Here is a 6,113-nt window from a genome sequence, read left to right on the forward strand (position 1 = left end):
ATGATAATGCGCGAAGTGCTCGCGGCTCGCGGCTCGAAAATCTGGCTAAAATGGCCGAATGATTTTTACGTCGGCAATAAAAAAATCGGCGGAACCTTGACGACGAGGGTCGGCGAAATTTACGTTTGCGGCATAGGTATAAATCTGAAAAACGCGCCCGAAAACGCCGGAATTTTAGACATAGACGTGAGTCCTAGCGCCGCGGTCGGGGAGTTTTGCAAGAGGCTGCAAGCGGCTCCGTCTTGGGCGGAGGCTTTTAAAAAATTTGAGAGCGAATTTGAAAAATCAAGAGAATTTATCACGCACTTTGAGGGCGAAGAGGTAGCGCTCAAAGACGCCAAACTCCTACCCGACGGCTCTTTGGTTATAGGAGGACGAAGAGTTTTTTCTCTTAGGTAGATTTATTAAATTTTAAACAAACGCTCGGCGTATGCGCTGTAAAAAGCATTCAGAAAATTTAAAGCGCAAACTAAACTTATACAAAGTAAGTTTTTTGTAAAATAAATCAAAACAAAATCTGGAAAAAAATATGTGTGAAGTTATAACCATAGCAAATCAAAAAGGCGGCGTCGGAAAGACTACTACGGCGGTAAATTTGGCCGCATCCTTAGCCGTCGCCGAAAAAAAAGTTTTACTCATCGATATCGATCCGCAGGCGAACGCGACGACGGGAATGGGCTTTAGCAGAAACGATTACGAGTACAATATCTATCACGTTTTAACGGGTCGTAAAAAACTCTCGCAAATCGTGCTAAAAACCGAGATACCGACGCTTTTTCTAGCGCCGTCAAACATCGGTCTGGTGGGTATCGAACAAGAGCTAAGCGAGCAAAATAAAGACTATCAAAAAATCCTAAAAAGCAAGATCGAAGAGGTCGAAGGGCAGTATGATTTTATCATCATCGATAGTCCTCCGGCTCTAGGTAGCATCACCGTAAACGCACTAAGCGCTAGCGATAGCGTGATCATCCCGATCCAGTGCGAATTTTACGCGCTAGAGGGCTTGGCGCAGATATTAAATACCGTGAAAATAATCAAAAAAACGATTAATAAAAAACTAACGATAAAAGGCTTTTTGCCGACGATGTACAGCTCGCAAAACAACCTAGCAAAAGAAACCGTCGCAAATTTAAAGCAGCATTTTGAAGATAAACTTTTTAAGAGTAAAGAGACCGACGATGGCTTTGTTATAGTGCCTAGAAACGTAAAGCTCGCCGAAAGTCCTAGCTTTGGTAAGCCGGTGATTTTATACGATATAAAATCACCCGGTTCGGTAGCGTATCAAAATTTAGCTTGCTGTATTTTAGGATAAAAGATGGCTAAAAAAGGTGGACTAGGGCGCGGATTAGAGGCGATTTTGGGAGATGTGGAGCTTGCGTATAAAGCCGAGCTCAACGAGGGCAATAGCGATATGGTAAAAGATATCGACTTGGACTTGATCGTAGAAAACCCGTATCAGCCGCGTAAAAATTTCGACGAGACCGCACTAAGAGAGCTTAGCGAAAGTATCAAAAGGCACGGGCTCATTCAGCCCATCATCGTCATAGAAAAAGACGGCGGATATATGCTGATCGCGGGCGAGAGGAGATTTCGCGCGACTAAGATGCTAGGCGAAAGCAAGATAAAGGCCATAGTCGCCGACATCGAGAGTCAAAGCTTGCGCGAGCTAGCCCTCATAGAAAATATCCAAAGAGAGGATTTAAATCCGATCGAGCTTGCAAATTCTTATAAAGAGCTTATAGACGAATATAAAATCACGCAGGACGGACTCGCAAACATCATCCATAAAAGCAGGGTTCAGATAACGAACACTATGAGACTTTTGAGCCTTAGCGCCGCGACGCAAGAGTATATAAAAGAAGGCAAACTAACGCAAGGGCACGCTAAAGTCATCGTAGGTCTTGAGCCAAACGACGAAAAAACGGCGGTCGATACCATCATCGGGCAGCGTCTTAGCGTGCGCGAGACGGAAAATTTGGTAAAAAATTTAAAAAATAAATTGCCGCCTAAAACAGCGCTTAAGTTAGATGAAAGATATCTTGAAAGACTAGCGAATTTAAAAGAGATTTTTTCTAAATTTGACGTACCTATTAAGATAAAAGGCAAAAAAATCACTATCGAATTTGATGACGTAGCTGATATCGATAGGCTAATAAACAAGATAAAATAAAAATATTTCTTTAAATTTAGCTTGTTTTATCCTTTTTTTTTGTAAAATAAGCACGATTTTATTATGTTTAAGAAAATATTAAACTTTAAGGAGATTTGATGTTGGAAATTAATTTGCCGCTAGTCGTCCTAACGGCAGTTATTTTTCTAGGGCTTATCGCCGTTTTAAATTCCATCCTTTACAAGCCTCTACTTAAATTTATAGACGCTAGAAACGATGCGATAAAAAACGACGAAGAGAGCGCTAGTAAAAATACGAGCGATCTTGGCGTGTACGAAGCGCAGATAGAACAGCTCATAGCTGCCGCAAGAAGCGAGGCGGGCAAAATAAAGCAAGAGGCTATCAATGCCGCAAAAGACGCGGCCGCTAAGATAGTCAGCGAAAAGCGCGGAGTTTTGGAGGCTGATTACGATGCCTTTATCCAAAATTTAAACGCTCAAAAGAGCGATTTTAGAGCTGATTTACAGCAAAAACTGCCTGAACTTCAAGCTGCTTTAAAAGCAAAACTCGCAAGGATTTAATATGAAAAGCAAGATTTTACTTTTATTATGTCCTTTTGTTTTGATGGCGGACGGCGGATACGACATCGTACCTAGAACGATAAATTTTATCGTTTTTGCCGCAATTTTGTATTATTTCATAGCAAACCCTATCAAGAACGCCTACAAGGGAAGAATCGCCGGTATCGCGGCAAGACTTGATAGTATCGAGCAAAAACTAAAAGATTCAAAAGCTAAAAAAGACGACGCTCTAAGACGCATAGAAGAGGCCAAAGCAAATGCCGCTAGCCTAGTAGAAACTGCTAGAAAAGAGGCTGTTTTGATATCTGAGCACATCAAAGAAGAGACTAGGCAAGAGGTTGCAAATCTGGAAAAAAGCTTCCAAGATCAAAAAGAATTTGAAAAAAGACGCATGGTTAAGTCCGTCGTGGGCGAAATTTTAAATGAAATCTTCGCAAGCGACAGCGTTAAAATGGATCAAAGCGAGCTTATCAATATCATGCTTAAAAGGGTCGGCTGATGAAAGAACTTATAGCAAAAAAATACGTAAAAGCTCTAGTTAGCGACCTTAGCAAAGATGAGTTTAATAACTTTACCGCTAAGTTACAAGAAATCGCAAACGCATTCGCAAATGAAAAATTTCAAAACATCATCGTTTCGCCGAATTTAAAAAATAGCCAAAAAGCGGATTTTGTCCTATCTTTAGTCGGTGAGGCGGATCAAAAATTTGTAAATTTCATAAAGCTACTCGGCGAAAATAAAAGACTTGATATTTTGCCTAATATTGTTTCGGAGCTTTTAGCGCAAAAATCAAAAATGGACAATGTTTTTTATGGCAAAATTTACGGCGGCTCGCAGATCAGCCAGGCTCAAATTTCGGAGCTTGAAAGCAGCTTTTCTAAGAGATTTAACGCAAAAATCATTTTGGAGCCGGTAAAAAGCAATTACAACGGTATCAAGATTGAACTAGACGATTTGGGCGTGGAGGCTAGCTTTTCGGTAGATAGGCTAAAAGCCCAAATGAGCGAATACATATTAAAAGCAATATAAAAGGAGAAAAAGCGTGAGTGCAAAAATAAAAGCAGATGAAATCAGCGCCATCATCAAGGAAAGGATTGAAAATTTCAGCCTTAACGTCGATGTAAACGAGACGGGCAAGGTTATATCCGTAGCCGACGGCGTTGCTAACGTTTACGGCCTAAAAAACGTTATGGCCGGCGAGATGGTCGAGTTTGAGAACGGCGAAAAAGGCATGGCTCTAAACCTAGAGGAAAGCAGCGTCGGTATCGTTATCTTGGGTAAAACGGACGGTATCAAAGAGGGTTCGAGCGTAAAACGCCTAGCTAAACTTTTACGCGTTCCTGTGGGCGATGCTTTGATAGGCCGCGTCGTAAATTCACTCGGTGAGCCGATAGACGCTAAGGGCCCGATCGAAGCTAGCGAGACTAGATTCGTCGAGGAAAAAGCAAAAGGTATCATGGCTAGAAAGAGCGTTCACGAGCCGCTTCAAACGGGCATCAAGGCTATCGACGCGCTAGTGCCGATCGGCCGCGGACAACGCGAGCTCATCATCGGCGACCGCCAAACAGGTAAAACTACCGTCGCGATAGACACCATCATCAACCAAAAAGGTCAAGACGTTATTTGTATTTATGTAGCGATCGGACAAAAACAATCGACTGTCGCTCAAGTCGTTAAAAAGCTTGAAGAGTACGGCGCTATGGGGTACACTATCGTGGTAAATGCGAGCGCTTCCGACGCTGCCGCGCTTCAATACCTAGCTCCTTATGCGGGCGTAACTATGGGTGAATATTTCAGAGACAACTCTCGCCACGCCCTAATAATCTATGACGATCTTTCAAAACACGCCGTCGCATACCGCGAAATGAGCTTGATTCTTCGCAGACCGCCGGGCCGCGAAGCTTATCCTGGCGACGTTTTCTATCTACACTCTCGCTTGCTAGAGCGCGCATCTAAGCTAAATGATAAGCTAGGCGCAGGTTCTCTAACGGCTCTTCCTATTATCGAGACTCAAGCTGGCGATGTTTCGGCGTATATTCCGACAAACGTTATTTCTATCACCGACGGTCAAATTTTCCTTGAATCTGATCTATTTAACTCAGGTATCCGCCCTGCGATCAACGTCGGTCTTTCGGTTTCTCGCGTCGGCGGCGCAGCTCAGATAAAAGCGACCAAGCAAGTTTCGGGAACCTTAAGACTTGACCTTGCGCAATACCGCGAACTTCAAGCGTTTGCACAGTTTGCGAGTGACCTTGACGAAAGCTCTAGAAAACAGCTTGAGCGCGGTCAAAGGATGGTTGAGGTGCTAAAACAGCCTCCTTACAGCCCGCTAGCCGTTGAAAAGCAAGTCGTTATTATCTTCGCCGGTACAAAAGGCTATCTGGATGATATCCCGACTATAGCTGTTACAAAATTTGAAGCCGAGCTTTATCCTTATATTGAGGCGAAATATCCTGAAATTTTCGAGCAAATTCGAACCAAAAAAGCACTTGACAAAGAAATCGAGGAGCTTTTGCACAAGGCGCTAAAAGACTTTAAAGCGACGTTTGCCGCTAACTAAGGCTAGAATATGTCAAATTTAAAAGATATAAAACGAAAGATCAAGAGCGTCCAAAACACCCAAAAGACGACGCGCGCGATGAAGCTGGTATCTACGGCTAAACTTCGCAAGGCTGAAGAAGCAGCTCGTCACTCTAGGGTTTATGCGCTCAAGATCAACGAAGTTTTATCTGAAATCGCCTATAAAATCAACCAATATCGCTCCGTAAACACTGAGAGTAAATTTTTCGACGTTAAGGAGAATATCGAGAAGGTCGATATTATATTCGTCACCGCAGACAAGGGTCTTTGCGGCGGTTTTAATATTCAGACTATTAAAACCGTTAGGAATATGATTAACGAATTTAAGGCGAAAAAAGTAAAGATAAGACTTCGCGCAGTAGGTAAAAAAGGTATAGAATTTTTTAGCTTCCAGGGTATAAATTTGCTTGAAAAATATGTCGGCGTGAGCTCGTCTCCTACCTATGAGAAGGCCCAAAATATCATAAAAGATGCGATAGATGACTTTATAAGCGGTGCGACTGATAAAGTTATTTTGGTACATAACGGCTACAATAACATGATCTCTCAGCAAATTCGTATAAACGATATTGTGCCGGTCGAGCCGCCGAAGCTCGTCGAAGTCGAGACGAATTCTTTGATGGAATTTGAGCCGAGCGACGACGGTAAAATTTTAAACGAACTGCTTACGAAGTATTTCGAGTATAGCATGTATTATGCTTTAGTAGATAGCCTCGCGGCTGAACATAGCGCCAGAATGCAGGCAATGGATAATGCGACCAACAACGCCAAAGAGCGCGTCGCGCAGCTAAAACTATCGTATAACAAGGCTCGCCAAGAGTCTATCACCACTGAGCTTATAG

The 6,113-nt window shown here is 42.7% G+C and carries 7 protein-coding genes and 1 pseudogene; all 8 read left to right on the top strand.

The window, feature by feature from the left end; translation table 11 throughout:
• Positions 1-399 (top strand): annotated as a pseudogene (locus RYL88_RS10880) (biotin--[acetyl-CoA-carboxylase] ligase); the annotation flags it as partial.
• 130 nt (positions 400-529) lie between these two features.
• Complete coding sequence (locus RYL88_RS10885) at positions 530-1,312, top strand: ParA family protein (protein WP_295144882.1); 783 nt, start codon at positions 530-532, stop codon at positions 1,310-1,312.
• Between the two features lie 3 nt (positions 1,313-1,315).
• The gene (locus RYL88_RS10890; RefSeq protein ID WP_314991252.1) at positions 1,316-2,170 is read left to right on the top strand and encodes a ParB/RepB/Spo0J family partition protein; all 855 of its coding nucleotides are present in this window, start codon (positions 1,316-1,318) and stop codon (positions 2,168-2,170) included.
• Positions 2,171-2,268: 98 nt separating this feature from the next.
• A complete protein-coding gene (locus tag RYL88_RS10895) occupies positions 2,269-2,691 on the top strand; it encodes a FoF1 ATP synthase subunit B' (RefSeq protein ID WP_314180070.1) in 423 nt (140 codons plus the stop codon).
• Position 2,692: 1 nt separating this feature from the next.
• A complete protein-coding gene (locus RYL88_RS10900; RefSeq protein ID WP_314991253.1) occupies positions 2,693-3,190 on the top strand; it encodes a F0F1 ATP synthase subunit B in 498 nt (165 codons plus the stop codon).
• Positions 3,190-3,720 carry a F0F1 ATP synthase subunit delta gene (locus tag RYL88_RS10905; protein WP_314991254.1) on the top strand — a complete coding sequence of 177 codons (531 nt, stop codon included), beginning with the start codon at positions 3,190-3,192 and terminating at the stop codon, positions 3,718-3,720. The genes RYL88_RS10900 and RYL88_RS10905 overlap by 1 nt, the downstream gene beginning before the upstream one ends.
• A 13-nt stretch (positions 3,721-3,733) precedes the next feature.
• The gene (gene atpA, locus RYL88_RS10910) at positions 3,734-5,251 is read left to right on the top strand and encodes a F0F1 ATP synthase subunit alpha (RefSeq protein ID WP_314467620.1); all 1,518 of its coding nucleotides are present in this window, start codon (positions 3,734-3,736) and stop codon (positions 5,249-5,251) included.
• A gap of 9 nt (positions 5,252-5,260) precedes the next feature.
• The coding region (gene atpG / locus RYL88_RS10915) for an ATP synthase F1 subunit gamma (protein WP_314991255.1) at positions 5,261-6,113 on the top strand (853 nt) is incomplete at its 3' end.

Origin of the sequence: uncultured Campylobacter sp. (assembly GCF_963517995.1) — a bacterium.
Lineage (GTDB): Bacteria > Campylobacterota > Campylobacteria > Campylobacterales > Campylobacteraceae > Campylobacter_A.

Excerpts from the sequence above, each read along its gene's own strand:
- RYL88_RS10905 (WP_314991254.1), top strand. The coding sequence starts at position 3,190 with ATGAAAGAACTTATAGCAAAAAAATACGTAAAAGCTCTAGTTAGCGAC.
- RYL88_RS10900 (WP_314991253.1), top strand. The coding sequence starts at position 2,693 with ATGAAAAGCAAGATTTTACTTTTATTATGTCCTTTTGTTTTGATGGCG.
- RYL88_RS10895 (WP_314180070.1), top strand. The coding sequence starts at position 2,269 with ATGTTGGAAATTAATTTGCCGCTAGTCGTCCTAACGGCAGTTATTTTT.
- RYL88_RS10890 (WP_314991252.1), top strand. The coding sequence starts at position 1,316 with ATGGCTAAAAAAGGTGGACTAGGGCGCGGATTAGAGGCGATTTTGGGA.
- RYL88_RS10885 (WP_295144882.1), top strand. The coding sequence starts at position 530 with ATGTGTGAAGTTATAACCATAGCAAATCAAAAAGGCGGCGTCGGAAAG.